The sequence below is a fragment of the Pseudomonas sp. D1-1 genome (genome assembly GCF_051132225.1).
Lineage (GTDB): Bacteria > Pseudomonadota > Gammaproteobacteria > Pseudomonadales > Pseudomonadaceae > Aquipseudomonas.
Genome location: NZ_CP071676.1, coordinates 1,038,548 through 1,063,340, shown reverse-complemented (window position 1 = coordinate 1,063,340; position 24,793 = coordinate 1,038,548). Strand labels below are relative to the sequence as shown.

Annotated in this window: 23 protein-coding genes; 10 read left to right on the top strand and 13 right to left on the bottom strand. The window is 62.0% G+C overall.

All coding sequences use genetic code 11. From position 1 onward, the window contains the following. Window positions 1–97 precede the first annotated feature (97 nt). The 3 genes from J3P86_RS04660 (at window position 98) to J3P86_RS04650 (ending at window position 3,256) form a co-directional block, all read left to right on the top strand. Entirely contained in the window at window positions 98–985 is an 888-nt protein-coding gene (locus J3P86_RS04660) for a nitrilase family protein (protein WP_305496660.1), read from the top strand. 13 nt (window positions 986–998) lie between these two features. Beyond that, window positions 999–2,195: a hypothetical protein gene (locus J3P86_RS04655; RefSeq protein WP_434699546.1), complete on the top strand. Its 1,197-nt coding sequence runs from the start codon at window positions 999–1,001 to the stop codon at window positions 2,193–2,195. A gap of 74 nt (window positions 2,196–2,269) precedes the next feature. Next, window positions 2,270–3,256, top strand: a complete 987-nt coding sequence (locus J3P86_RS04650; RefSeq protein WP_434699544.1) for an asparaginase — start codon at window positions 2,270–2,272, stop codon at window positions 3,254–3,256. Window positions 3,257–3,340: 84 nt separating this feature from the next. On the opposite strand, the gene zapE is transcribed toward J3P86_RS04650, so the two are convergent. From zapE to J3P86_RS04635, 3 genes are all read right to left on the bottom strand, one after another. Continuing rightward, window positions 3,341–4,435, bottom strand: a complete 1,095-nt coding sequence (gene zapE / locus J3P86_RS04645; RefSeq protein WP_305496664.1) for a cell division protein ZapE — start codon at window positions 4,433–4,435, stop codon at window positions 3,341–3,343. A gap of 100 nt (window positions 4,436–4,535) precedes the next feature. Then, the gene (locus J3P86_RS04640; protein WP_434699542.1) at window positions 4,536–5,891 is read right to left on the bottom strand and encodes a tryptophan--tRNA ligase; all 1,356 of its coding nucleotides are present in this window, start codon (window positions 5,889–5,891) and stop codon (window positions 4,536–4,538) included. A 24-nt stretch (window positions 5,892–5,915) separates the two neighbouring features. Next, the gene (locus J3P86_RS04635; protein WP_305501353.1) at window positions 5,916–6,545 is read right to left on the bottom strand and encodes an alpha/beta hydrolase; all 630 of its coding nucleotides are present in this window, start codon (window positions 6,543–6,545) and stop codon (window positions 5,916–5,918) included. Window positions 6,546–6,693: 148 nt separating this feature from the next. Here J3P86_RS04635 and J3P86_RS04630 point away from each other — a divergent pair, with 148 nt between their 5' ends. Next, a complete protein-coding gene (locus J3P86_RS04630; RefSeq protein ID WP_305496666.1) occupies window positions 6,694–7,131 on the top strand; it encodes a YhcB family protein in 438 nt (145 codons plus the stop codon). Between the two features lie 302 nt (window positions 7,132–7,433). On the opposite strand, the gene J3P86_RS04625 is transcribed toward J3P86_RS04630, so the two are convergent. From J3P86_RS04625 to J3P86_RS04590, 8 genes are all read right to left on the bottom strand, one after another. After that, window positions 7,434–8,819 carry an aspartate aminotransferase family protein gene (locus tag J3P86_RS04625; protein ID WP_434699540.1) on the bottom strand — a complete coding sequence of 462 codons (1,386 nt, stop codon included), beginning with the start codon at window positions 8,817–8,819 and terminating at the stop codon, window positions 7,434–7,436. Next, window positions 8,816–10,303, bottom strand: a complete 1,488-nt coding sequence (locus J3P86_RS04620; RefSeq protein ID WP_434699538.1) for an NAD-dependent succinate-semialdehyde dehydrogenase — start codon at window positions 10,301–10,303, stop codon at window positions 8,816–8,818. The genes J3P86_RS04625 and J3P86_RS04620 overlap by 4 nt, the downstream gene beginning before the upstream one ends. Window positions 10,304–10,433: 130 nt before the next feature. Beyond that, window positions 10,434–10,913 (bottom strand): Lrp/AsnC family transcriptional regulator, encoded by a 480-nt coding sequence (locus tag J3P86_RS04615; protein WP_305496671.1) that lies wholly within the window; start codon window positions 10,911–10,913, stop codon window positions 10,434–10,436. Window positions 10,914–11,099: 186 nt separating this feature from the next. After that, window positions 11,100–12,101 (bottom strand): N(2)-acetyl-L-2,4-diaminobutanoate deacetylase DoeB, encoded by a 1,002-nt coding sequence (gene doeB / locus J3P86_RS04610; RefSeq protein WP_434699537.1) that lies wholly within the window; start codon window positions 12,099–12,101, stop codon window positions 11,100–11,102. 3 nt (window positions 12,102–12,104) lie between these two features. Continuing rightward, window positions 12,105–13,295, bottom strand: coding sequence for an ectoine hydrolase DoeA (gene doeA, locus J3P86_RS04605; protein ID WP_434625978.1), 1,191 nt, complete (start codon window positions 13,293–13,295; stop codon window positions 12,105–12,107). Between the two features lie 41 nt (window positions 13,296–13,336). Next, the gene (locus J3P86_RS04600; RefSeq protein WP_434699536.1) at window positions 13,337–14,323 is read right to left on the bottom strand and encodes a cyclodeaminase; all 987 of its coding nucleotides are present in this window, start codon (window positions 14,321–14,323) and stop codon (window positions 13,337–13,339) included. 22 nt (window positions 14,324–14,345) lie between these two features. Next, the gene (gene eutB / locus J3P86_RS04595) at window positions 14,346–15,317 is read right to left on the bottom strand and encodes a hydroxyectoine utilization dehydratase EutB (RefSeq protein WP_434699534.1); all 972 of its coding nucleotides are present in this window, start codon (window positions 15,315–15,317) and stop codon (window positions 14,346–14,348) included. Between the two features lie 215 nt (window positions 15,318–15,532). Continuing rightward, window positions 15,533–16,927, bottom strand: a complete 1,395-nt coding sequence (locus J3P86_RS04590) for a PLP-dependent aminotransferase family protein (RefSeq protein ID WP_434625984.1) — start codon at window positions 16,925–16,927, stop codon at window positions 15,533–15,535. Between the two features lie 289 nt (window positions 16,928–17,216). Between J3P86_RS04590 and ehuB the strand changes: the two genes are divergently transcribed. The 4 genes from ehuB (at window position 17,217) to ehuA (ending at window position 20,334) form a co-directional block, all read left to right on the top strand. Then, window positions 17,217–18,074: an ectoine/hydroxyectoine ABC transporter substrate-binding protein EhuB gene (gene ehuB, locus J3P86_RS04585; protein WP_305496678.1), complete on the top strand. Its 858-nt coding sequence runs from the start codon at window positions 17,217–17,219 to the stop codon at window positions 18,072–18,074. A 78-nt stretch (window positions 18,075–18,152) separates the two neighbouring features. Continuing rightward, window positions 18,153–18,812: an ectoine/hydroxyectoine ABC transporter permease subunit EhuC gene (ehuC, locus tag J3P86_RS04580; protein ID WP_434625989.1), complete on the top strand. Its 660-nt coding sequence runs from the start codon at window positions 18,153–18,155 to the stop codon at window positions 18,810–18,812. Beyond that, window positions 18,809–19,465, top strand: a complete 657-nt coding sequence (ehuD, locus tag J3P86_RS04575) for an ectoine/hydroxyectoine ABC transporter permease subunit EhuD (RefSeq protein ID WP_434625991.1) — start codon at window positions 18,809–18,811, stop codon at window positions 19,463–19,465. Before ehuC ends, ehuD begins: the two co-directional genes overlap by 4 nt. After that, window positions 19,465–20,334, top strand: a complete 870-nt coding sequence (gene ehuA / locus J3P86_RS04570; protein ID WP_434625993.1) for an ectoine/hydroxyectoine ABC transporter ATP-binding protein EhuA — start codon at window positions 19,465–19,467, stop codon at window positions 20,332–20,334. The genes ehuD and ehuA overlap by 1 nt, the downstream gene beginning before the upstream one ends. Window positions 20,335–20,562: 228 nt before the next feature. Here the strand turns inward: ehuA and J3P86_RS04565 are convergent, their stop codons facing one another. Together J3P86_RS04565 and J3P86_RS04560 are read right to left on the bottom strand one after the other, a co-directional pair. Beyond that, the gene (locus J3P86_RS04565) at window positions 20,563–21,297 is read right to left on the bottom strand and encodes an OmpA family lipoprotein (RefSeq protein WP_018604257.1); all 735 of its coding nucleotides are present in this window, start codon (window positions 21,295–21,297) and stop codon (window positions 20,563–20,565) included. 153 nt (window positions 21,298–21,450) lie between these two features. Then, window positions 21,451–22,626, bottom strand: a complete 1,176-nt coding sequence (locus tag J3P86_RS04560) for an aspartate aminotransferase family protein (protein ID WP_434699532.1) — start codon at window positions 22,624–22,626, stop codon at window positions 21,451–21,453. Window positions 22,627–22,724: 98 nt separating this feature from the next. Between J3P86_RS04560 and J3P86_RS04555 the strand changes: the two genes are divergently transcribed. Further along, the gene (locus tag J3P86_RS04555) at window positions 22,725–23,627 is read left to right on the top strand and encodes a LysR family transcriptional regulator (protein WP_434699531.1); all 903 of its coding nucleotides are present in this window, start codon (window positions 22,725–22,727) and stop codon (window positions 23,625–23,627) included. A gap of 114 nt (window positions 23,628–23,741) precedes the next feature. Then, window positions 23,742–24,755, top strand: coding sequence for a sensor domain-containing diguanylate cyclase (locus J3P86_RS04550; protein ID WP_434699530.1), 1,014 nt, complete (start codon window positions 23,742–23,744; stop codon window positions 24,753–24,755). Window positions 24,756–24,793 lie beyond the last annotated feature (38 nt).

Here is a 24,793-nt window from a genome sequence, read left to right as displayed (position 1 = left end):
ACCACACGGAAACGGCTGACTTACGCTCCACGCCCGTTTCGCCTCTTATAAACACGCCATTAAACAGCGTGAATAAAAATAAAAAGAGGTTTCTTGAATGAGCGAGCCAACCAGTCCTGTCCGCGTAGCGGTTGTGCAATTCGACCCTCAGGTCGGCGTAAGGAATCATGAGCAGAACCTGCATCACAGCCTTGCGCTGGCGTTGGAGGCGGTAAACGGCGGAGCGAATCTCATCGTTCTGCCCGAGCTGTCAAATACCGGTTATTTTTTCAGCAACCGACAGGATGCGTTCGAACACTCCGAATTGGTCCCTAACGGGCCGAGCGTGCAGGCCTGGAAGGACTTCGCCCGCCAGCACAAGATTTACCTGGTGGCCGGCTTGACAGAGCGCGAGGGCATGCGGCTTTTCAACACCGGTGTTCTGTTGGGGCCAGACGGTTTTATTGGCAAGTACCGAAAAGCCCATTTGTGGAACCTGGAGAAACTCTGGTTCACACCAGGGGACCTGGGTTTTCCAGTGTTCGAAACCCCGATAGGCCGCATCGGAATGCTGATCTGCTGGGACATCTGGTTTCCGGAAGTGCCGCGAATCCTGACCCAGCAAGGCGCGGACATCATCTGCAGCCTGAATAACTGGGTCTGGACGCCCCCACCGCTGTTTGATGACGCAGGCAAGTGCATGGCGTCATATCTGACCATGACGGCGGCACACGTCAATAACGTGTTCATTGCAGCGGCAAGCCGCATCGGCGAAGAACGCGGTGCCCGCTATCTTGGCTGCTCGCTGATCGCGGGTACTAACGGTTGGCCGATTGGCGCGGTGGCCTCCGCCGACCAGCAGGAAGTGCTGTTCGCCGACATCGACCTGACCAGTTCCCGTAGCGCCGCCATCTGGAACAACCTGAACGACCTGCACCGTGATCGGCGTTCGGATCTCTACGATCCGATGCTTGGTTATACCCAGCACCCTCTCCTGCCGCGCTGAGGGGGCTTATGCAATGGAATCCACAAACGAAAAACGCCAACGCCGGCATACCGCTCGTTCATCGCTGGATCTTGCAGTGATCCTGTTGGTGCTCGGCGCGCTGTCGCTGGTCTTCTGGCTTTCTTTCATGAGCCTCGCCTCCTGGCCCGACTACGGCCACATGGTGTCGAATTTGCCACAGCCAACCTCATGGCTACGCTGGGTGGTGGGAGACATCAGCGAAGTCGCCTTTTATAAGCATGAATTTGCTTCCATCGGACTGCTGGCGGGGGCATACCTGGCATACCGGGCCAATGAAACGGGAAAGGCCTGGCAAGGCTTTCCCATCTGCTACGGCAGCGGCCTGTGGCCGTGGGTCGTCGCCAGCTCACTGCTTGGGCTCCTGCTCAGCAACCTGTTATGGGGCTGGACCGTTACGGCCACCGCCTGGCAACCGACCTTTGCCGCATTCGTTTCATTGCCGGCGGCGATGGTGCTGATGTTTGGCGGTGGCTGGAAAGTGGCGATCAATGGCGCAGTCATGGGTGCATTGCTGGTCACCCCGGCGTGCTTGTTGCTGGTCAATTACGTCTGCAATCCACTGGGTTTGCCGGCAGTGATCGGCAACGTCTCGGGGATGGCTGTCGCCAGCGTCATGGCATTCCTGCTCTGTCGTTATGTGCCAAGCCTGGTGAGCTCGCAGGCCTCAATGAAACCATCCGAAACGCCATCAAGGCCCACGCCCAGCCGTGCACCCGACTACGGTGTCGTCTGGAGCCTGCGCCGAGTCTTGGCGGATTTCTCCGAAGCGCCGTTCTTCGGCAATGAGTGGGCCAGCCTTGGGCTCATATCGGGCGCCTTGCTGGCCTATGCCTTGAACCCGATGAGCCCGGTCTACGGCTCGGGCTTGCTGCCGCAACTGATCGGTGCGCAAGCGCTGACCTCGGCCTTGGGCGTGATGATCTGGCGTCGACAGTGGAGGTTGCGAGGCTGGTATCCCACCTATATCCCGCTGGTATCGGTCGTGCCTGCCGCGGTTCTGACCTACGGCGGCAGTTGGCCGGTGATTGTCTCCAGCGCCTTGCTAGGTGCACTTGTGGCGCCGCCACTGGCGTGTGCGATTGCCAAAAGGCTACCCACCGACATGCACGGATTTATTGCGAATGTCCTGTCCATGGCCATCAGTACCTTGCTCATCATTCCGCTTATCGGACGCCTGATAACCAACTGAGCCGCCCCCTTCCACGGCTGCATCTCGACCGGTAGGCGGTTGCAGCCATTTTTTGCAAGCACGCGAGGTATCACATGGACTTGCCCAACCTGAGCATCGCTTCACTCGGCGGCACCGTGAGCATGCAGGCCCGGGTCTTCGGAGAAGGAGTGGTCCCGACCGTCAGCGGCGCAACCCTGCTGGCTTCGGTACCCGAATTGAGAGCCCTGGCCCGCGTCACCGTCGAAACGCTCCAACTGTTGCCCAGCGCCTCATTGAGTTTCGAGCATTTATTGAGTGTCCTGCGCTGGGCGAACACTCAGATCGAGCTAGGTGCGGTGGCGGTTGTCCTCACTCAGGGCACCGACACGCTGGAGGAATCCGCCGCATTTTTCGATCTCCTGTGGGACCACGACGAACCTCTGGTGCTTACTGGAGCGATGCGTTCCGCAGCCCAGACAGGCGCCGACGGACCGGGCAATCTGCTGGATGCCTGCCAGGTGGGCCTGGCCGAGAGCAGTTGGCGACGAGGTGTTCAGGTGGTCATGAACGGGCAGATTCATTCGGCGCAGGCGGTTCGCAAAACCGATTCGATGGCACTGCAGGCTTTTTCTTCGCCCGTCGTAGGCCCGGCAGGCCTGTTACTGGAGGGTGACGTTCACTATTTCCATCCACCACGCCAACGTCACACCTTGCCGTTGCCACAGCGCTCGACGCACAAGGTTGCGTTATTACAAGCGTCGCTGTCTGCCGACAGCCTGTTGCTGGAGAACGTTCTCGCGCTGGGTTACGACGGGCTGGTGATCGCCGGTTTCGGCGCAGGGCACGTTTCTGAAACCTGGGCTGGAAAAATTGACGCCATTGCCAGAAAAATCCCGGTCATTGTTGCGACTCGCTGCGATTGCGGCTCAACGGCTCGCTCGACTTACGGCTTCAAGGGCGGCGAGATGGATCTGGTTAAAAGAGGTGCTTCGATGGCTGGTTTTGTCTGCCCACGAAAATCGAGGATTCTCTTGTGGCTGCTGCTCGGTTGCCAGCGACAAGATGACCTGGCTCGCTATCTGAGGCTTTTGCAGTATTGAGGGTTGCCTAGACGGATCGGCGGGGGCTGCTGCGCAGCCCAGCGGGAGCAAGCTCCCTCGCCACGGGTTTGTGCTGCAGTTGTATTACGGTTTATGCGCCCGCGACAGGAATTCGTGGGATTGCATCTCCAACAGGCGACTGAGGGTCCGCTGGAATTCGAAGTTCAGGCGACCGCCGGTATAGAGGTCCTTGAGCTCGACTTCAGCCGAGATGATCAGCTTCACGTTGCGGTCGTAGAATTCGTCGACCATGTTGATGAAACGGCGGGCGATGTCATCGGTGGTGACGCTCATCTGCTCGACGCCGCTGAGCAGCACGGCATGGAAGATCTTGCCCAGCTCGATGTAGTCGTTCTGGCTGCGGGGGCCGTCGCACAGTTCACGGAAGTCGAACCAGGCCACGTCGTCGCAGGTGCGGATCGCACGGATTTCGCGGTTCTCGATGATCAATACATCGTTTTCAACCGCCTGGGTGCATTCCGGCGTCAGGGCGCGGAAGCTCTTGCGCAGGCTTTCTTCAGCGGCGGCATCCAGCGGGAAATGGAACAACTCCGCTTGTTCGAGGTGACGCAGGCGATAGTCCACGCCGCTGTCGACATTGACGATTTCGGTGTGCTCCTTGATCAGCTTGATCGCCGGCAGGAAGCGCGCCCGTTGCAGACCGTCCTTGTAAAGGCCGTCGGGGACGATGTTCGAGGTGGCGACCAGGGTCACGCCGTTCTTGAACAGTTCTTCCATCAGCGTGCCAAGGATCATGGCGTCGGTGATGTCGGAAACGAAAAACTCATCGAAGCAGATCACCCGCGTCTCGGCGGCGAAGCGCTTGGCGATGAGGGTCAGCGGGTTCTTTTCGCCACCCAGGGTCTTCATTTCCTCGTGCACGCGCTTCATGAAGCGGTGAAAGTGCGTCCGGGTCTTTTCCTTGAAGGGCAACGCTTCGAAGAAGGTGTCCACCAGGTAAGTCTTGCCACGGCCGACGCCACCCCAGAAGTACAGGCCCTTGACCGGTGTCTGGTCCTTTTTGCCGAACAGTTTGCCCAACAAGCCCGGCTTGTTGTTCGACGCGGCAACCAGGTCGTCGTACAGGCGCTGCAAATGCCGCACGGCCGTTTCCTGGGCTGCGTCGTGGAAGAATTCCGGGCGTTTCAGATCAGCTTGATATCGTTCTAGGGGCGTCATATTCGTTAGCAAGGCAACAAAAACGGGCCGTCACTGTAGCGATGGCCCAGAGGAATGGCAATCGGCCCTTATTCGGGCCGATGGTCGGGAACGCCTTCAATCAATCCTGGGCAGGCGTCAGTGCCACGCGCAACGCATCGATGGCCGCGTCTCGGGCGCTACGGTCGGCAAAGGCCGGGCTGTGGGCCACGCATTCGCCGTCGAGCCAGACGCTGAAACTCAGTTCATCGCTGCGCACGTCCAAGGGCTGGCCGGATTGCAACTGCTTGGTCACCTGGCCAGCGGTCTTGCCGTCGGCGAAGTTGTTCGAAAGCAACAACTGCTCGCCATCGGCAGAAAGCAGGCGGAAGCGGAAACTGCCGTCATCGTCGCGGAAGCTGACGAAGCGCGCAGCCTTGGCCGCTTTCTTTTTGGTCTGCGTTGCCACTTGCACCTGGCTGACGAAGGACCGCAGGCCAACTGCCTCGCGCAGTTCATTGAGAAACGGCGTTGCTACGGCCCGGGCTTTTTTCGCGCCCAGTTGCAGGATGTCTTCAAGGTCCGCCGGGCGTTCGATCAACTGGTGGTACCGCTCGCGCGCTTCACCCAACTGGTCGTCGAGCAGTTGGAACAGACGACTCTTCGCCTCGCCCCAACCCAGGCCTTGCAGCAGTTCGCTACGGAACGCGGCGGACTGCTCGGCAGTGGCGAAGGCCTGGAACAGCGTGAACAGGTGCGAGTTGTCCGGGTCCTTGGCTTCGCCCGGCGCGCGCGAGTCGGTGACGATCCGCGAGATCGCGTCCTTCATGTCCTTGGCGCTGCTGAACAACGGAATGGTGTTGTCGTAGCTCTTGGACATCTTGCGGCCATCGAGGCCCGGCAGCGTGGCGACGCTTTCCTCGATCAGCGCCTCGGGCATGGTGAAGAACTCCTTGCCCTTGCCGAACAGGTGGTTGAAGCGCTGACCGATGTCCCGCGCCATTTCCACGTGCTGGATCTGGTCACGACCGACCGGCACCTTGTGGGCGTTGAACATCAGGATGTCGGCCGCCATGAGGATCGGGTAACTGTAGAGGCCCATGGTGACGCCGGCGTCAGGGTCTTCGCCGGTCTCGACGTTCTTGTCCACCGACGCCTTGTAGGCGTGGGCACGGTTGAGCAGGCCCTTGGCGGCGACGCACGTCAGCAGCCAGGTCAGTTCCGGGATTTCAGGGATATCGGACTGGCGATAGAACGTCACGCGGTCCACATCCAGGCCACCGGCCAGCCAGGTCGCGGCGATTTCCAGGCGCGAGCGCTGGATGCGCAGCGGGTCATCACATTTGATCAGGGCGTGGTAATCGGCCAGGAAATAGAACGAATCGGCATTGCTTTCGCGGCTGGCGAGGATCGCCGGACGGATGGCGCCGGCGTAGTTGCCCAGGTGCGGGGTGCCGGTGGTGGTGATGCCGGTCAGGATACGGGTACGAGTCGTCATGGGTTATCGCTTGTCAGACTGCTGTCAATTCGAGAGGCGCGGCAGGAGCAGATCCTTGAGATCAGTCAGCTTGCCATGAAAAAAGTGTCCGCATTCTGCCACTTTCAGCAGCTCATGGGGGCGCTGGAGCGCGTCGGACCATGTGTAGACAAGTTGGGGATCGACCACTTCGTCGGTTTCCGGCTGGATCACGGTCAATTCGCCACTGGTCGGCAGGGGCGCTTGTGCATCCAGGCGCATTACCGCCGGAGCAACCATGAACAGGTGCTTGAGCGCCTGGCCTTGGGCTTCCAGGCGTCCGCCAAGGGTGGCGGCGACGAAGCCGCCGAAGGAAAAACCAAACAGGGTCAGGGGCAGCTGCGGGTATTTTTCCAGCAACCAGGCGGCCGCGGCCTGGGCATCGTCCACTTCGCCGGTGCCCATGTCATGGCTGCCGGCACTGGCGCCGACGCCGCGATAATTGAAACGCAACGTAACCAGGCCAGCGTCGCGGGCGGTGCGCTGCAGGGTCGAGACCACTTTGTTGAGCATGGTCCCGCCCTGTACCGGGTTGGGGTGGCAGATCAGCGCCAGGCCACGGGGCGCTTCGCTGTCCAGGTACAAGGCTTCCAGTTGGCCGACCGGGCCATCGATGACTACAGGGGTTTCGCGCATAAGCAAGGGAAAGAACTCCGTGACCCCGAATAGGGTCGACTCGTCTAGCTAAAAGTCTGTGCCTGGCATGATTGCGATGTTCTTCGCGGTATACAGCGCAGGTCCGAGCCGTTAACGTAAAGCAAAGCCGTTTATAGAGGAAGGACTCGTGGAACACTCGCTCTTAGTTTGGCTGTTGCCGACTCTTGCCCTGGTTGCCGGTGTCGCCATTGGTTTCCTGATTGCCCGACTGCTGCCTAACGCGGTGCCCAACAGCACCCAACGTCAGCTCGACGACATCCAGGAACGTTTCGACAGTTACCAGAATGAAGTGGTAACCCACTTCAACAGCACCGCTTCCCTGGTGAAAAAGCTCACCCAGAGCTACCAGGAAGTCCAGGATCATCTGTCCGAGGGCGCCAACCGCCTGGCCCTGGACGAGCAGACGCGCCAGCGCCTGCTGGCCGCCCTGCAAGCCGACACGGCGCAGACGCCACGGGAGCGCCTGACCCCGCCCAAAGGGATCCAGGAACCGCCACGGGACTACGCCCCCAAGGCCCCGAACTCCCCAGGGATGCTGGATGAGCATTACGGTTTGAAGAAGTAATTTCCAGCAACACCAAAAAGCCCGCCCGATCGCATGATCGGGCGGGCTTTTTATTGGCTCTAATTCCACTCACTTCGATGTCTGATCCCTTGTGGCGAGGGAGTCGTCGACGCTGCGCTGTCGCGCTGTGAACTTGGTTCTGTGGCGAGGGGATTTATCCCCGTTGGGCTGCGCAGCGGCCCCCAAACCAGCCAACTCGGTGTCAGAAAGATTGAGTTCACTGCTTTAGGGCTGCTGCGCAGCCCAGCGGGGATAAATCCCCTCGCCACAGGTATTGTGTCCTGAAGTATTGTGTACTCAGCTCAAGCCAACACTTCCTCCGCCACCTGGTCGATGGCCCCTTTGGTGATGTCGACGATCAGGTCGGCGTCTTCGCGGGTCAGGATCAGCGGCGGAGCGAAGCCCAGGATGTCGCCGTGGGGCATGGCGCGGGCGATCATTCCGCGTTCCAGGCAGGCGGCCGAGACCTTGGGTCCGACCTTGAGTGCCGGGTCGAACGCCGTACGCTGTTCACGATCGGCCATGAACTCCACCGCCGCCAGCATGCCGTCACCGCGCACTTCGCCCACCAGCGGATGGCCTTCGAGGGTTTCGCGTAAACGCCGGTTGAGGTAACCACCGACGTCTTCGGCGTTGGCCATGAGGTTTTCCCTTTCGAGGATATCCAGGTTGGCCAGGGCCGCCGCCGCGCAGATCGGGTGTCCGGAGTAAGTCCAGCCATGGCCCATCGCACCTTCGGCCTGGGAGGCTTTTTCGATCACGCTCCAGACCTTTTCACCGATGATCACCGCCGACAACGGCGCGTAGGCGCTGGTCAGTCCCTTGGCCGTGGTGATCAGGTCCGGCTGCATGCCATAGCGCTGGCTGCCCATCTTCGAACCCAGGCGACCAAACGCGCAGACCACCTCATCGGCGATCAACAGCACGTCGTATCTGTTCAGCACGGCCTGGATCGCAGCCCAATAACCGGCGGGCGGAACGATGATGCCACCAGTGCCCATCACCGGTTCGCCGATGAACGCCGCCACCGTGTCCGGGCCCTCGGCGAGGATCATTTTTTCCAGTTCATCGGCGCAATAACGCACGAACGTTGCTTCGTCCATGCCCGCCCGGGCCTTGCGATACCAGTGCGGACACACGGTGTGCTTGACCCCTTCGGCCGGCAGGTCGAAATGCTGATGGAACGCCGGCAGCCCGGTCAGGCTGCCGGTCATGATGCCCGAGCCATGGTAGCCACGATCACGGGAGATGATTTTTTTCTTCTGCGGCCGGCCGAGTACGTTGTTGTAGTAACGCACCAGTTTGATCTGGGTTTCGTTGGCATCGGAGCCGGACAGCCCGTAATAGACCTTCTTCATCCCCGTCGGCGCCCAGTCCATGATGCGGCTGGACAGTTCGATGATCGCCTCGCTCGAATGACCGACATAGGTGTGGTAGTAGGCCAGTTCCTTGGCCTGTTTGTAGATGGCATCGGCCACTTCGGTACGGCCATAACCAATGTTCACGCAATAGAGCCCGGCGAAAGCGTCGATGAAGTCACGCCCCTCGTGATCGCGTATGCGAATGCCCGACGCGCTCTTGATGATGCGCCCCTTGAGCGCCCCGCTGGCGTGGTCGTGGGCGTGGGTCGAGGGGTGCATGAAATGCGCACGGTCTTGTTCGAACAACGTGTTGAGTTCTTGGCTCATGCGGGCTCTCCTGGGAATTGGCCTTGATGGTGCAGGCAAAAGTATTTGGTTTCGACGAAGGGCTCGAAGCCCTCGGTGCCGCCCTCGCGGCCGAGGCCCGAGGCTTTCATGCCGCCGAAGGGAATCGGATGACCGGTGAACTTGACGCCGTTGACGGCGACCATGGCGTGGTCGAGACGACGGATCAGTGGATAAATGACATCCAGGCGATTGGAGCAAATATACGCGGCCAGTCCGTATTCGGTGTCGTTGGCCAGTTCGATGGCTTCGTCCAGGGTGTCGAACGGCATCACCCCGGCGATGGGCGCGAAGTTCTCTTCACGGTAGATGCGCATTTTTGGCGTGACGTCGGCCAGCACGGTCGGTTGGTAGAACAACCCGCCCAGAGCATGGGCCTCGCCACCGGCCAGGCGTTGGGCGCCAAGGGCCAGCGCATCGGCGACGCGGTCGGCGGTCGCATCGAGCGCCGCCTGATGCATCAACGGCCCGACATCCACCGCCTGCTCCTGTTGATCAACCATCGCCGGCCCGACCCGCAAGGCGCGCACCGCGGCGGCGAAACGACTGAGAAACGCCTGATACGCCGGGCGCTGCACCAGGATCCGGTTGGCCGCGCAGCAATCCTGACCCGAGGTCTGGAATTTCGCCTCGACAGCGACTTTGACTGCCAAGGCCAGATCGGCATCGGCGCAGACAATGAACGGCGCATTGCCGCCCAGCTCCAGCGCGACCTTTTTCACGTCATGGGCCGCTGCTTGCAGCACCAGTTTGCCGACCCGGGTCGAGCCGGTGAAACTCACCGAACGCACGCGGCGGTCCTTGACCAGGGTCTCCATGGTCATCTGCGGCTCGCCCAATACCACGTTGAAGACGCCGGCAGGAAAGCCCGCTTCCTCGGCCAGTTGCGCCAGGGCCAACGCCGAGTAAGGCGTTTCATGGGCCGGCTTGACCACCACGGTGCATCCGGCCGCCAGCGCGGCAGCGGCCTTGCGGGTGATCATCGCCGAGGGGAAGTTCCAGGGTGTGAGCAGCGCGCAGACGCCCACTGGTTCCTTGACCGTGCCCAAATGAGCGTTCGGGATATGACTGGGAATGTTCTGGCCGTAGAGGCGCCGGGCCTCCTCGGCGAACCACGGGATGAAACTTGCGGCATAGGCGATTTCGCCACGGGACTCGGCCAGCGGCTTGCCCTGCTCCAGGCTGAGAATTCGCGCGAGGTCTTCGCTGTGCTCGCTGATCAACGCCGCCCAGCGCCGCAGCATCGCGCCGCGAATCTCCAGGCTCTGCTCGCGCCATGCGGGGAACGCGCGATGCGCCGCGTCCACCGCCGCGACGATCTGAGGTTGATCGAGCATCGGCACATGGCCGATAACCGTGCGGGTTGCTGGGTTCTGCACCGCGATGCTCTGGCCGCTGTCGCTGTGGACCCAATGGCCATCGATGTAGCAAAGCGCTTTGAACAGCAGCGGGTGTTGATAAGGCATGACGTTCACTCCAGACCGTTAGCGTGAATCCATGCTAGGGCTGCTGCGCTTTTGTTATCGGCTGTTTGCACCGGCCCGGACCTTGGTTTTTTTCTGGAAATACCCTGCCGGAAAATGTTTTCTGCGGTGTTCAGGATGACGGTGTGAGCTCCGCCGGCAAGGCGCCGACGGTCTTGATGGTCTTGGTGACGATGTAGGTGAAGTAGCGTTCGATGCCGAGGTCTTCAAGCAACAGTTGATCGACGAAACGCTGATACGAATCGACGTCCGGCGCCTGGATCATCGCCAGGTAATCCACACCGCCGCCGGTGGCGTAGCAGAACACCACTTCGGGCGCGGCGAGCAGGCGTTGCTCGAAACGGCGCATGTCCTGGGCGGTGTGCCGGGCCAGGGTGATTTCCACCAGTACCTGCTGGCGCTTGAACACCGCGCCCCAGTCGATCTGCGCCCGGTAGCCGATGATCAGCCCCGCCGCCTCGAGTTTGCGCACCCGCTCCCAGGCCGGGGTCACTGAAAGGTTGATCGCCTCGGCGAGGCTCGACTTGGTGATCCGCCCGTCCTCGGCGAGGATCTGCAGGATTTTCAGGTCGTAGCGATCGAGCTTGTGCATGGGCCGGGCTCTCCAGAGAATTCAGACGTCATACCGCCCCCGTGGGAGGGTAAATCTACCGTCACCGCAAATCCCTGTGGGAGCGAGCTTGCTCGCGATGAGGCCATCAAATTCAACATCATCGTCTCAGACACACCGCTATCGCGAGCAAGCTCGCTCCCACAGGGAATTTGTGGTTGGCTGTTATCAAGCCAACACATCCGCAATCACCACCAGCGTATCGCCACACTGCACCAGCCCGGGAAAGTGCCGCGCCGCCAGCAGGCCGCTGCGGGCGGCGCGGTATTCAACCGGGGCGACGCCGCTGCGGGTTGCGTCGTGGATGCGCGCCACCACTTCTCCCTGGTTCACGCTTTCGCCGAGGTCGCGACACATTTCCAACAAGCCGTCATGCTCGCTGGCAACGAAGCAACTGGCGTCCGGCATGTCGAGCATCACCGACGGCTGCAACTCGATCGCACCCCGCAGGATGCCGGCGTGGATCAACAGGTTGCGCACCCCGCGCTCGGCAATCGCCACGCTGCGGGCGGTGGACGAACCGCCGCCGCCCAGCTCGGTAGTAACAAACACCTTGCCCTGGGACTCCGCCGCCGTGTCGTACATCGACCCGGCATCCAGCTCCAGCATGCGCATGCAATACGGCGCGTTGAACGCCAGCATCGCGGCCTCGCAACGCGCCTGTTGCTGTTTGTCCGGCAATACGTGGCAGGCGGCGAATGGCAGGAAATCCAGGGTTCGCCCCCCGGAATGAATGTCCAGCACAAGGTCAGCCAACGGCAGCAGGGTGCGGTTGAAATAGTCGGCGATTTTCTCGGTGACGGTGCCGTCCGGCTTGCCGGGAAAACTGCGGTTCAGGTTGCCTTTGTCGATGGGCGAAGTCCGGCGTCCGGCACGGAACGCCGGGGTGTTCATGAACGGCACGATGATGATCCGCCCGCTGACGTCTTCGGCGCTCAACTGCTGGGCCAGTTTGCTCAGGGCCACCGGGCCTTCGTATTCGTCGCCGTGGTTGCCACCGCTGAGCAGCGCGGTCGGACCGCTGCCGCGCTGGATCACGGTGATGGGGATCATTACCGCGCCCCATGCCGAATCGTCCCGCGAATACGGCAACTTGAGAAAACCGTGCTGCACACCCTCGCGGCTGAAGTCGACCGTGGCGCTGATGGGATTGCTGGGCAATTCGCGCATGGCTCAATCCTTCACGAACAGTTGACGGGGCACGTTGCACAGCGTCTCGACGCCGGTCTCGGTGATCAGGATGCTCTCGGTGATTTCCAGGCCCCAATCGTCCATCCACAGCCCCGGCATGAAGTGGAAGGTCATGCCCGGCTGCAACACGCTGTTGTCGCCGGGGCGCAGGCTCATGGTGCGCTCGCCCCAATCCGGCGGATAACTGATGCCGATGGGGTAGCCGCAACGGCTGTCCTTGTGGATGCCGAACTTTTCCAGCACCTTGAAAAACGCCACGGCAATGTCGCCGGTGGTGTTGCCCGGCTTGGCCGCGTCCAGGCCAGCGGCGATGCCCTCGACCACGGCTTTTTCGCCGTCGAGGAAATGCTGCGGCGGCTTGCCCAGGTAAATGGTGCGCGACAGCGGGCAGTGGTAACGCTTGTAGCAGCCGGCGATTTCAAAGAAGGTGCCAGCGCCTTTTTCGAACGGCGAATCATCCCAGGTCAGGTGCGGTGCGCTGGCGTCGGCACCGGTGGGCAGCAGCGGCACGATGGCCGGGTAATCGCCGCCATGGCCGTCGGCACCGAGGATGCCGCTGCTGTAGATCTCAGCCACCAGTTCGTTCTTGCGCATGCCCGGCTCGATGCGTTCGAGGATCCGGCTGTGCATGTTCTCGACGATGCGTGCGGCGATGCGCATGTAGGCGATTTCCTGCGGCGACTTGACCGCACGCTGCCAGTTCACCAGGCCCACCGCGTCCACCAGCTTCGCCTCGGGCAGGTGCTTTTGCAGCGACAGGTACGCGGCGGCGCTGAAGTAGTAGTTGTCCATTTCCACGCCGATGCTCAGCGCGCCCCAACCACGGGCAATGATCACCTCGCGGGACAGGTAGTCCATGGGATGACGCTCGCGGGACTGCACGTAAATGTCCGGGTAGCCGACGATGTTATCGGCCTGCATGAACACCGTGCGCTTCGCCCCGTTGGCATCCTGGCCACGCCCGAACCACACCGGCTCGCCGTCCAGCGCCAGCAGCACGCACTGGTGCACATAGAACGACCAACCGTCATAGCCGGTGAGCCAGGCCATGTTCGACGGATCGGTGACCAGCAACAGCTCCAGGCCCTGGACCTGCATCGCCGCGCGAACCTTTGCCAGGCGCTGGGCGTATTCCTCCCGCTGGAACGGAAGATTGACGACTATCTCTGACATCCACCTGCCCTCTGTTCAATGACACGAATAAACAAATCGATTCAACGACCGAACGCGAAACCCTTGCCTGCCGCCCTCGCCCGCTCGAACGCCAGATTGGCGATGGCGGTGTCCTGGGCGCCGGTGCCGGTCAGGTCGCAAAGCGTTACCTGCGTTGCATCGGAGCGCCCGGGCTGCTGGCCCGCCAGCACTTGCCCGAGTTCCATCAAATCGTCACGGACAAAGCCGGCCGCCAAGGCATGGTGCAGTTCGCCGAGCACGCGGGTCTGGCTGAGGCGATCGGCGACATAGCAGTCGACGGCTGCCAGGGCCTGTGGGGAAATTTCGTTCTTGTGCTCCGCGTCCGAGCCCATCGCGGTGATGTGCAGGCCAGGGTGCAAGTGGCGGGGCTCGATCAGCGGCTCGCGGCTGGGCGTGCAGGTGATCGCGATATCCACGCCCTCCAGGGCAGCGTCAATGGAGCTGCAGGGCGTGACGGCAAGTCCGCTGTCACGGGCCAGTCCATCACTGAACGCCTTGGCCTTTTGCGCATCCCGCGCCCAGACCCGCACCTCGTCGATCGGCCGCACCAGGCGCAGCGCCTGAAGCTGCAACGCCGCCTGCTCGCCGGCCCCGATCAACGCCACGCTGCGGCTTTGCTCGCGAGACAGGCAACGCGCCGCCACCGCCCCGGCCGCGGCGGTGCGCACGGCGGTGAGGTAGCCATTGTCGAGCAGCAGCGCCTCCAACAGACCGGTACGCGCCGAGAGCAGCATCATCATGCCGTTGAGGCTGGGCAGGCCGAGCTTGGGGTTGTCGAAGAAACCCGGACTGACCTTGATGGCGAAGCGCTCCAGGCCCGGCAGGTAAGCGGTCTTCACATCCACTTCGCCGTTGTGCTCGGGAATGTCCAGCCGCAGGATCGGCGGCATCGCCACGGCCGCGGTGGCCAGCATCACGAAGGCCTGCTCGATGGCGTCGATGCTGGCCAGGTCGAGGGCCACGCAACTGCGCAGGTCGGCCTCGCTCAATAGGGTGACTTCACTCATGACAGGCTCCGTTAACGGGTTATCAGGCGTTGGCGCCGGCGATCACGCGGGCATGTTGTTCGGTGTCGACGTTGCGCCCGCTGACCACCACCACGATCGGTCCGCGCGGTTCGACCAGGCCGTCGAGCAACGCCGCGATGCCCACCACGGCGGCACCTTCGAGCACCAGGCGTTCGTGGTGATAGGCGTGGCGCAGGGCATTGGCGATCGAAGCTTCCGAGAGCAGGTGCACGTCATCGGCCAACTGCCGGGTCATGGCGAAGGTGTAGCGGTTGTCCAGGCCGATGCCGCCGCCAAGAGAGTCCGCCAGGGTCGGCAGCTCTTCGACTTCCAGCGGCTGGCCGGCGGCGAGGCTGGTGTGCATCGCGGCGCCTCGCGCCATGCTGATGCAGTGGACTTGAATGGCTGGATTGGCGCTTTTCAGGGCCAGGCCCACACCGGCGAACAGGCCGCCGCCGGACAATGGCACCAGCACCTGGGCCACATCCGCTTGCTGTTCGAGGATCTCCAGGCCAAGGGTGCCCTGGCCGGCGATGATTGCGGGATGATCGAACGGCGGCAGGAAGGTCGCGCCCTGCTCGCGGGCGATGCGCTCGGCCTCGCGCTGGGCGTCGTCCTGGGACTGGCCGACAATGCACACCTCGGCGCCCAGATCGCGGATCGCCTGCACTTTGTTGGCCGGCACGAGGTTCGACAGGCAGACAATCGCCTTGACCCCTTGTTGCGATGCGGCATGGGCCAGTGCCCGACCATGGTTACCGGTCGAGGCCGTCACCACGCCTGACACCTTCTGCTCCGGGCTGAGTTGCGCCACGGCATTGCTGGCGCCACGCAGCTTGAAGCTGCCGGTGATTTGCAGGGATTCCAACTTGAGGTATACGGGCACGCCGATCAATCGCGACAGGCTGGCGGAGTACTCCATGGGCGTGCGCCGCACCAGCGACTCGATGCGCTGGCGAGCGAGGTAGATGTCCTGAAGCTGCAACCCTGTCATGACCGCGTCCCGAGCCGATGTGTTGGGCGCAGTCTAAGAGGGCCGGATTGTGCTGACGAATGTACTAGGGCAATTTAGTGATGAAGTTCCAAAGTCACTACAAATCCCTGTGGGAGCGAGCCTGCTCGCGAAAGCGGTCTACCCGTCACATCAATGCTGGATGTGCTGCCGCCTTCGCGAGCAGGCTCGCTCCCACAGGATTTTTGTTCGCGTTATCAAAAATCATGAATCTGCGGATACTGGTTGAAGATCTGCCGCATGCCGATCAATGCATGGCGCATTTCTTCATCGCTGCATTCGGCGCCAACGCAGACCCGCACCGCCCGTGGCCGCGGTGTGCCGCGCACGGTGAACGGGTCGGGGGACGTGACGGCGATGTGCTTGTGGCGCAGCGCCCGCACCAGGCTGTCGACTTCCCAGTGGGGCGGGATGCCGATCCAGGCATTCAAGGCATGGGGATGCTGGGCCAAGACGTGCTCGCCCATGTACTCGGTGACCATCGCCTGGCGCCCGGCCAACAGGCGCCGTTGTAAATGCAACAACGAGTCGGCGCGCCCGTCGCGGATCCAGCGAGCGGCGATCTCCGAGACCATCGGGGTGGCCATCCAACTGTTCACCCGCAGGATGCTCTCGGTGCGCAGCGCCAGGCGCTTGGGCACCACCAGATAACCGATGCGCAAGCCCGTGAGCACTGACTTGGTCATGCTCGTGCAGTAGAACGACAGCTCCGGCAGGTAATGGCTGATGGGCGGCGCCCGGCGCTCGTCCAGCAACGGACCGTAGACATCGTCTTCGATGATGTGCACGCCGAAGCGCCGGGCAATCTCGGCGATTTCCCGGCGGCGGGTGTCGGGCATCAGGCTGGTGGTGGGGTTATTGAGGTTGGGTGTACACACCAGCGCGGTGATGCGCTCGTTGCTGCACATGTCCTCGAAATGCTCGGGATCAATGCCGTGGCGGTCGGTGTCCAGGCCCTTGAGGGTGAAACCCAGCACCTGGGAATTGCCGATCACACCGTGGTCGGTCAGCCCTTCGCAGAGCACTACATCGTCGGGACCGGCCAGGGAAGCCAGGGCGAGGAAGATGCCATGAGCCGCGCCGTTGGTGATCAAGACGTCGTTGCGATCGACCTTCAGCCCCTGCCGGCCGATCCATTGCGCCGCCGCTTCGCGATGGGATTCAAACCCCGCAATCGGACGAAACGCATGAATCCATGGCTGGTCTTCTTCGGTGCTCAGCTCGGCGCAGGTGTCGCGCCAGAACTGATCATGCTCGCGAGTGTGCAGGATCCGCGTGATGGAAAAATCCACCAGCGCCCGCTCGGGGCTGTCGAGTATGTAAGTGGCGACCCGGTCGCTCATGCGCCGCGAAACGAAACTGCCGCGCCCTACTTCGCAACGCACCAGCCCCTGGCGCTCCAGTTCCTTGTAGGCGTTGGTGACGGTCTGCACGCTGATGCCCATGGCGTCGGCCACTTGTCGTTGCGGCGGCAGGCGCTGGTCGTTGGCGAGGATGCCCTGTTCGATGTCGTCGGCGATCGCCTGGACCAGAATCTTGTATTTGGATTCACCGCTGCGGGCGACGTCCAAGGCTGATTTCCACTTATCCATAACGCTGCGACCCGCCTGTGTACTGGTGCGCCCAGCATTGCTCGGGCTTCGCGGCAAAGCAATTGTCCTAGTGCAATACAATCGGCGCCGGGGCTTTTGTATGCTCGGTCCAAGGTCGTCATCCAGGCGGGCACACTGCCCCCGACAAAAAGCCGGATCGACCTGTACCGGCGCTGTTACCGACTCAGGCCCCGCCCGGATCCGCCGCTGTACGCTTTGCTCTTGCCACACTGCCTCCTAACACAGAACCGTCTAGCGACGGATCCACAAGAAACAGGAGATTTTATCGATGAGCAATTTTCCAACCAGCAGCTGCACGCCCCTGCGCCGCCTCTTGTTGACGTGTGCCGCGCTTGGCCTGGCCGGCAGCGTTCAAGCGGCCACCCTGGACACCGTCAAAAGCAACAGCAGTATCCGCATCGGCTACGCCAACGAAACGCCGTTTGCGTTCACCGAAACCGACGGCAGCGTGACCGGCGAATCGCCGGAGATCGCCAAGATCATCTTCGCCAGGATGGGCATCAAGCAGGTCAATGGGGTGCTCACCGAATGGGGCTCGCTGATTCCGGGCCTGCGCGCCGGGCGTTTCGACGTGATTGCCGCCGGCATGTACATCACCCCGGCGCGGTGCAAGCAAGTGTTGTTCACCGACCCACAGTACCAGTTGCCCGACGCGCTGCTCGTGGCCAAGGGCAACCCGAAAAAGCTCCACAGCTACGAAGACATCGCCAAGCAACCGGACGTGAAGCTGGCGATCATGGCCGGTACGGTCAACCTCGCTTACGCCCGCGACTCGGGGGTCAAGGACGAACAGATCCTCCAGGTTCCCGACACCACGGCGCAACTGCAAGCGGTGCGCGCCGGTCGCGCCGATGCCGCCGTCGGCACACAACTGACCATGAAAGGCCTGGCCAGCAAGGGCGGCGACAAAGTCGAGGCGATGACCGAGTTCAAGGACGACCCGTCCCACATTGGCTACGGCGCCCTGGCCTTCCGGCCCGAGGACAAGGACCTGCGCGACGCGGTCAACGCCGAGTTGAAAAAGTGGCTGGGCTCGGAGGAACATCTCAAGGCCGTCGCGCCATTCGGTTTCGACAAGTCCAACGTCACCAGCAAGACCGCGGCCGAGCTCTGCGCTCAGCCGTAATCGACACTGGCGTGCCGAAACGGGCATGACGCGTACGCGTGATGCCTGTTCCCAGCTTCATCGGATACGGGTTGAACCATGGGCGAATTACTTCCGTTATTGATTCAAGGGGCCTGGGTCACGCTCCAGGTGACATTCTTTGGCTCGTTGCTGGCGATTGTCGCCGCGGTGCTGGCGGCACTCGGACGGCTCTCGCCGTGGCGCGCGTTGCGCTGGTTTTCCATCACCTACATCGAGGTGTTTCGCGGCACCTCGCTGCTGGTGCAGCTGTTCTGGCTATTCTTCGTGCTGCCACTTCCTCCGTTCAACATCGAGCTGAGTCCCTACGCCGTGGCGATTGTCGGCCTGGGGCTGCACATCGGCGCCTACGGGGCCGAGGTGATGCGTGGCGCGATCAGCTCGGTCGCCAAGGGGCAATACGAAGCCTGCACGGCGCTGAACTTCAGCAGCTATACGCGCTTCAAGCGAATCATCCTGCCCCAGGCCTTGCTGGCGGCCATTCCACCGGGCACAAACCTGCTGATCGAGTTGTTGAAGAATACCTCGCTGGTGTCGTTGATCACTTTGTCCGACCTGAGTTTCCGGGCACGCCAACTGGACCAGGCGACGTTCCAGACCCTGGAAATCTTCAGCCTGGCGCTGGTGATGTATTTCATCCTCGCCCAGGCCATCAACCTGGGCATGCGCCACGTCGAGCGGCGGCTGAGCCGGGGCCGGATGCGCGGAGGTCTGTCATGACGCTGTTCGATTGGTCCTACGCCGCACAAATCCTCCCGGACCTGCTGCGCGCGTCGCTCAACACCGTGGGCATTACCCTGATCGGTTTCCTGATCGCGATCGTGCTGGGGCTGTTCCTGGCGATTGGCCGGCGCAGCCGCAAGTTCTGGCTGTCGTGGCCGGCCACGGCGGTGATCGAGTTCATCCGCAGCACACCGTTGCTGATCCAGGTGTACTTCCTTTACTACGTGCTGCCCAACTACGGCCTGAGCCTGACGGCCATGCAAGTCGGCGTCCTCGGCATCGGCCTGCATTACGCCTGCTACATCGCCGAGGTCTACCGCAGTGGCCTCGACGCCGTGCCACGGGCGCAGTGGGAGGCGGTGACCGCGCTGAACATCGCGCCGTACGACGCCTACCGCAACATCATCCTGCCCCAGGCGCTGCGGCCGATCGTGCCGCCGCTGGGCAACTACCTGGTGGCGATGCTCAAGGACACGCCAGTGCTGTCGGCGATCACCGTGGTGGAAATCATGCAACAGGCCAAGAACATCGGCTCCGAGCATTTCCGCTACCTGGAACCGATCACCCTGGTCGGCCTGTTCTTCCTTGCCCTGAGCCTTGTCCTGGCTTGGCTGGTACGGCGCCTTGAAACGCGCATGGAGCTACGCTAATGACTTTACCCCTGTCCACGTCCACCGATTTGTCCCGGCGCAGCACGCTGGCATCGCAGCAGGAGGCCCCGGCCATGCAGATTCCGACACCGTCCCGGCCGATTGTGAGTTTCCAGGACGTGACCAAAAGCTATGGCAGTTTCACCGTGCTCGATCATTTGAACCTGGATGTCGCGCCCGGTGAAAAGGTCGCGATCATCGGCCCCAGCGGCTCGGGCAAGTCGACGCTGCTGCGGGTGCTGATGACGCTCGAAGGCATCGATCAGGGCCAGATCCGCATCGAGGACGATTCCCTGACCCACATGCCCAACCGCAACGGCGTGCTGGTTCCGGCCAATGACCGGCACATCCGCCGGGTGCGTGGCAAGATCGGCATGGTGTTCCAGAGCTTCAACCTGTTTCCCCACATGACCGCGCTGCAAAATGTGATCGAAGCGCCAGTGCAGGTGCTGGGCATGAACCCCAAGGAAGCCCGCGAGCGCGCCGCCGACCTGCTGGAGCTGGTGGGCCTGGGCAACAAGCTCGACCATTACCCGTCGCAGTTGTCCGGCGGCCAGCAGCAGCGGGTGGCAATTGCCCGGGCGCTGGCGATGCGCCCCAAGGTGATGCTGTTCGATGAAGTGACCTCGGCGCTTGATCCGGAATTGTGCGGCGAGGTGCTGAGCGTGATCCGCAAGCTGGGCGCCGAGCACAACCTGACGATGTTGATGGTGACTCACCAGATGGGCTTTGCCCGGGAATTCGCCGACCGGGTGTGCTTTTTCTACAAGGGGCAGATTCACGAACAAGGCACCCCGGCGCAGATTTTCGAGCACCCGCAGCAGGAGCGGACGTGCGCATTCTTGAGTGCGGTGAAAGAAGCTAACTAAAACCTACCCATTAGAGTGAACTCTGTTGTGGCGAGGGGATTTATCCCCGCTGGGCTGCGCAGCAGCCCCCCAATCAAGCAACTCGGAGTGTCAGGCTGAGTGGGTTGACTGTTTTGGGGCTGCTTCGCAACCCAGCGGGGATAAATCCCCTCGCCACAAAGGGTCAAACGACAGCCGTAAAAAAGGGGGCCATGTTTCCATGGCCCCCTTTCAGTTAACGTCCAGCGGTTATGGATATTGCTGGTAAGTCTGCCCCTGCTGCTGCGGCGCCTGGTACTGCTGGCCAGGAATGGCCTTGAGGTTGACCTCGACGCGACGGTTTTGCGCACGGCCGTTGACGTCGGCGTTGCTTGCCACCGGGTTGTCCGGGCCGGCGCCACGGGCCGAGAGGTTGGCGCCGCTGACACCTTGGGACGTCAGGTAGGTCGCCACGCTCTGCGCGCGACGCTGGGACAGGTCCATGTTGTGCTGGCGGCTGCCGGTGCTGTCGGTATAGCCGACAATCTCGATCTGGTTCTGGTTGAATTCCTTGAGGGAGTTGGCCAGGTTGTTCAGCGGCTGGTAGAAGCTCGATGCGATGTTCGCCGAGTCGGTGGCGAAGGTGATGTTGCCTGGCATGATCAGCTTGATCTGGTCGCCCTGGCGCTGCACCTCAACGCCGGTATTGGCCATGCTGGCGCGCAATTTCTTTTCCTGCTGGTCGGCGTAGTAACCGTAGCCGGCCGCGGAGGCCCCCACCACCGCCGCGCCGATCAACGCACCCTTGCCCCGATTATCGTGGCCGATGGCCGCACCGGCCAATGCCCCGGCCAGGGCGCCGAGGCCGCCATACTTGGCGGTTTTGCTCATGCCCGAAGATTCGGTAGAGGCCTGGCCCTGGTTGTCATAGGGGTTGGGCGACGCACAGCCGGACAACAGGGCCACGGCAGTAGCGACAACGATCAAGCGACGCGAGGTGAACATGAAGATGCTCCTGGGTTTTCAGTCTGAGTGCAAAAGTGTAGGCAATCGACTCTGGCTGGCGTTGGAACGCGACAATCGTCAAAAATTCCGTCCCGTCGCGCTGCGCTTCGCCTGGACCGATCACCATGAGTCATCGGCCCGGACAAGGTAGCCTCACGCCTGCCCCAGGCAGCGGCTCACCCCTCTGACGATCATCTCGACTTCCCGCCCGTCGATCGTCAACGGCGGCAACAGGCGAATGGTCTTGCCCCGGGTGACGTTGATCAGCAAACCATGATCCCGGGCGGCACAGAGGGTCAGGTCGCGCACCGGTTGCTTTAGCTCGATGCCGATCATCAAGCCTTGGCCCCGAATCTCCAGGACATTCGGGTTGTCCGCCAACTCAGCCCGCAACCGGCTTAGCAATTGCTCGCCCTGACGTCTGGCGTTCTCCAGCAGGCCTTGCTCCTCGATGATGTCCAGCACGGTGCAGCCGACCCGACAAGCCAGAGGATTTCCGCCGAACGTGCTGCCGTGGCTGCCGGGGGTGAACAGTCCGGCGGCCTTGCCGCGCGCCAGGCAGGCACCGATGGGCACGCCGTTGCCGAGGCCTTTGGCGAGGGTCATCACGTCCGGGACGATGCCCTCGTGCTGGAACGCGAACCACTGCCCGGTGCGGCCGATGCCGGTCTGGATCTCGTCGAGCATCAACAACCAGGCGCGCCGGCTGCACAAATCCCGCAGAGCGTTCAGGTAACCCGGTGGCGCGAGTTGTACGCCACTTTCGCCCTGGATCGGCTCTACCAGGATCGCAACGATGCGCTCGCCGTGGGCTTGCTGGACTTTTTCCAATGCGCCGAGATCGCCGAACGGCACCTTGATGAAGTCCCCCGGCAACCGATTGAAACCCAGCCGCACCGAGGGCCCGTCGCTGGCGGACAGCGTGCCCAGGGTGCGCCCGTGGAAAGCATTGTCCATCACCACGACCAACGGCTGTTCGACGCCTTTGTGCCAGCCATACAGGCGGGCCAGCTTCAATGCGGTTTCATTCGCCTCGGCGCCGGAGTTGTTGAAAAACGCCCGTTCCATCCCCGAGAGCTGGGTGAGTCTGTGGGCCAACCGCTGCTGCCAGTCAATGCTGTACAGGTTGGACGTGTGCAGCAGCAGGCCGGCCTGTTCACTGATGGCTGCCACCAACCGCGGATGGGAATGGCCCACGTTGGTCACTGCCACGCCCGCCACCGCATCAAGGTATTCGCGACCATCCTGATCCCACAGGCGCGTACCCAAGCCATGGGTGAAGTTCAGCGCCAAGGGTTGGTAAGTGCTCATCAGGCAGGCGGCAGTCATGACATCTAGCTCCATCGGGTGGTTTTTTCCAGTATGGTTAGCCACTCTCGATGGATAAACCTCGCTTTACTTCATTCATTTAAAAGCAGAGCTTGATAATGGACCTGTTCCAGGCAATGACCGTTTACGTGAAAGTGGTGGAAACCGGCAGCCTGACCGCAGCGGCCCAGGCGTGCGAAATGTCCACGACCATGGTCGGCAATCACCTTCGGGCGCTGGAGCAACGCCTGGGTGTGCGCCTGATCAACCGTACGACGCGTCGTCAGCGCTTGACCGAATTCGGCTCGGCCTACTATCAACGCTGCCTGGAAGTGATCGGGCTGGTTGACGATTCCGAACGCCTGGCCGAGCAGACCCAAGGCGACCCCAGCGGCACCTTGCGCATCACCGCGCCGCTGACCTTCGGCACGGAGCGCCTCGCCCCGGCGCTGGCCGAATACAGCCAGCGTTATCCCCAGGTCAAGCTCGACGTTGTCTTGACCAACCAGCGTCTGGACCTGCTCGACCACGGCTTCGACGTCGCCATTCGCCTGGGCAGTCCCGACCCGAAGCTGATCGTTCGTCCCCTGATGGACTACACACTGACCGTCTGCGCCTCCAAGGCCTACCTGGCACGGCGCGGCACGCCGCAGAAACCTGAAGACCTGCAACAGCATGACTGCCTGTCGTTTGCCTATTCCGCCGGAGACGAATGGCGTTTCGCCCAGGAGCACTGGCCCATCAACGGGCCGGACGGGGAGATCAAAGTGCCGGTGCGCGGGCCGATGCTGATCAACAGCTCGTCGGGTCTGCACCGCGCCGCCCTGGCCGGCATGGGCGTGGTGATGCTGCCGGACGCGCTGGTGGCGCAGGATCTGGAGGATGGACACTTGGTGGCGCTGTTGCAGGACTATCAACTGCCCCACCGGCCAATGAGCCTGATGTACGCCCAGGATCGCTATCGTTTGCCGAAGCTGCGCAGTTTCGTCGAGTTTGCGCTGCAAAAGTGGAGCAAACCCTGAAGTAATAAATCCTCTCGTGGCGAGGAGCTTGCTCCCGCTAGTGGCGCCCCGCCCCATCGGCTACTCTTAACCCCTGGAAAGCATTTTGATATCAGGGCTGATTGAGGGAACGATATGGACGACGCCTCGAAGATCGATTTGCTGCGGTTCGATTTGTCCGATCTGGACGAAAACGTGCTGCACACCATCATGGAACTGGTCAGCGATGGCATCTGGGACTGGAACGCCAACACCGGCTTCGTCTATCGAAATCCCGGCTGGTACACGATGCTCGGCTACACGCCTCACTCCCTGAGCAATACCGTGCTGACCTGGGAGAGTGTGATCCACCCGGAAGATTATCCCTACGTAATGGCGTTATTCGACGATTACCTCGAACAACGCGCCCCTAAGTACCAGGCCGAATACCGCTGCCGCGCCTATGACGGCTCCTATATCTGGATCGAAGACCGCGGCTACGTGATCGCCCGCAATCCCGATGGCAGCGTCGCCCGCATGATCGGTGCCCATCGCAGCATCGATGACAAGAAGCGTCTGTTCGAACAACTTGAACGGCGTAACAAGTCCCTCGAAGCCATCATCGAAGAACGCACCCGCGAACTGTCCCGGGTCAACGAGCAGTTGCAAATCCAGCTCGAGGAAAACCGCAGGCTCGCCGAAACCGACGCCCTCACGCTGGTCGCCAACCGCTATCGCCTGGAACAGGCGCTACCATTGGCCTGTGAACGCGCGCAGCGCTTTCGCGAGCCGTTGTCGCTGATTGCCATGGATGTCGACGATTTCAAGGACATCAACGATCGCTACGGCCATGCTTTCGGCGACGCGGCGCTGGTGCAAGTGGTACAGGCGGTCAAGCGCTGCGAGCGCGACGGCGACCTGCTGGTACGCTGGGGCGGCGATGAATTCATCATGATCTTGCCCAACACGTCCAAGGCCGATGCAGTCCTGTTGGCCGAAACCATTCGCCGAGGCTTGTCCGACCTGCTGCCGGTGGGCGATTTCCAGATCACCATGAGTTTTGGCGTGGTGCAACGCCACGAAGACGAACCGCAAGCAGCGCTACTGGATCGGGCTGACCAGGCACTGTATCGCTCCAAGATGGCCGGCAAGAATGTGATTTGTGATTGAACGGGCAATGTCCGACTGGATCCTCAGGCCGCTACGGT

Bases quoted from the DNA above. Each gene is read 5' to 3' on its own strand.
- J3P86_RS04625 (WP_434699540.1), bottom strand. From the start codon at position 8,819: ATGAGCCAAGAACTCAACACGTTGTTCGAACAAGACCGTGCGCATTTC.
- ehuA (WP_434625993.1), top strand. From the start codon at position 19,465: ATGACTTTACCCCTGTCCACGTCCACCGATTTGTCCCGGCGCAGCACG.
- J3P86_RS04620 (WP_434699538.1), bottom strand. From the start codon at position 10,303: ATGCCTTATCAACACCCGCTGCTGTTCAAAGCGCTTTGCTACATCGAT.
- J3P86_RS04655 (WP_434699546.1), top strand. From the start codon at position 999: ATGGAATCCACAAACGAAAAACGCCAACGCCGGCATACCGCTCGTTCA.
- J3P86_RS04635 (WP_305501353.1), bottom strand. From the start codon at position 6,545: ATGCGCGAAACCCCTGTAGTCATCGATGGCCCGGTCGGCCAACTGGAA.
- J3P86_RS04590 (WP_434625984.1), bottom strand. From the start codon at position 16,927: ATGGATAAGTGGAAATCAGCCTTGGACGTCGCCCGCAGCGGTGAATCC.
- J3P86_RS04640 (WP_434699542.1), bottom strand. From the start codon at position 5,891: ATGACGACTCGTACCCGTATCCTGACCGGCATCACCACCACCGGCACC.
- J3P86_RS04555 (WP_434699531.1), top strand. From the start codon at position 22,725: ATGGACCTGTTCCAGGCAATGACCGTTTACGTGAAAGTGGTGGAAACC.
- J3P86_RS04600 (WP_434699536.1), bottom strand. From the start codon at position 14,323: ATGAGTGAAGTCACCCTATTGAGCGAGGCCGACCTGCGCAGTTGCGTG.
- zapE (WP_305496664.1), bottom strand. From the start codon at position 4,435: ATGACGCCCCTAGAACGATATCAAGCTGATCTGAAACGCCCGGAATTC.
- J3P86_RS04565 (WP_018604257.1), bottom strand. From the start codon at position 21,297: ATGTTCACCTCGCGTCGCTTGATCGTTGTCGCTACTGCCGTGGCCCTG.
- J3P86_RS04560 (WP_434699532.1), bottom strand. From the start codon at position 22,626: ATGACTGCCGCCTGCCTGATGAGCACTTACCAACCCTTGGCGCTGAAC.
- ehuD (WP_434625991.1), top strand. From the start codon at position 18,809: ATGACGCTGTTCGATTGGTCCTACGCCGCACAAATCCTCCCGGACCTG.
- doeB (WP_434699537.1), bottom strand. From the start codon at position 12,101: ATGCGCGAATTGCCCAGCAATCCCATCAGCGCCACGGTCGACTTCAGC.
- J3P86_RS04660 (WP_305496660.1), top strand. From the start codon at position 98: ATGAGCGAGCCAACCAGTCCTGTCCGCGTAGCGGTTGTGCAATTCGAC.
- J3P86_RS04615 (WP_305496671.1), bottom strand. From the start codon at position 10,913: ATGCACAAGCTCGATCGCTACGACCTGAAAATCCTGCAGATCCTCGCC.
- ehuB (WP_305496678.1), top strand. From the start codon at position 17,217: ATGAGCAATTTTCCAACCAGCAGCTGCACGCCCCTGCGCCGCCTCTTG.
- J3P86_RS04550 (WP_434699530.1), top strand. From the start codon at position 23,742: ATGGACGACGCCTCGAAGATCGATTTGCTGCGGTTCGATTTGTCCGAT.
- ehuC (WP_434625989.1), top strand. From the start codon at position 18,153: ATGGGCGAATTACTTCCGTTATTGATTCAAGGGGCCTGGGTCACGCTC.
- eutB (WP_434699534.1), bottom strand. From the start codon at position 15,317: ATGACAGGGTTGCAGCTTCAGGACATCTACCTCGCTCGCCAGCGCATC.
- doeA (WP_434625978.1), bottom strand. From the start codon at position 13,295: ATGTCAGAGATAGTCGTCAATCTTCCGTTCCAGCGGGAGGAATACGCC.
- J3P86_RS04650 (WP_434699544.1), top strand. From the start codon at position 2,270: ATGGACTTGCCCAACCTGAGCATCGCTTCACTCGGCGGCACCGTGAGC.